General features: G+C 61.2%; 1 rRNA gene. It reads left to right on the top strand.

What is annotated here, in order from left to right:
• Nucleotides 1-107: ribosomal RNA gene (locus KIK09_RS57215) — 16S ribosomal RNA — on the top strand; the annotation flags it as partial.
• Between the last annotated feature and the right edge of the window lie 437 nt (nt 108-544).

A 544-nucleotide genomic window follows, 5' to 3' on the forward strand; every position in this document is an offset into this window, starting at 1 on the left:
TGGCCCAACCAGCTTGCTGGGGGGAGCGGTCGAAGGTGGGGCTGGCGATTGGGACGAAGTCGTAACAAGGTAGCCGTACCGGAAGGTGCGGCTGGATCACCTCCTTTCTAAGGAGCACCCGATCAGGTCTCGGCCTGATCCACGCTGTGACCGTGAGCGAATGTCTCACGCACGGCACGCTCATTAGTGGAGCACTGGCTAGTCAGCTGGACCGGGTTGCCGGGCCGCAAGTACCGCCCTCCTTGTGAGGGAGTGGGAACGGGGTCGTGGGGGCTTGGGCCGGGTCTGAAACACACTGTTGGGTCCTGAGGAAATGGACACCAGCGAGCTCGCCTCTCTTGCGGGGGTGGGCTCGTGGTCTGTGAGACCTCAATGCAGGGCCGTGCCAAGCTGCCTCTTTTGTGGGGTGGTGCGGGCGGTGGGCCTGTTTGTTGTTTGAGATTTGCATAGTGGACGCGAGCATCTTTGTGGCCAAGTTTTTTAGGGCACACGGTGGATGCCTTGGCATCAGGAGCCGATGAAGGACGTGGGAGGCTGCGTTAAG

The organism is Nonomuraea sediminis, assembly GCF_018531495.1.
GTDB classification, from domain to species: Bacteria; Actinomycetota; Actinomycetes; order Streptosporangiales; family Streptosporangiaceae; genus Nonomuraea; species Nonomuraea sediminis.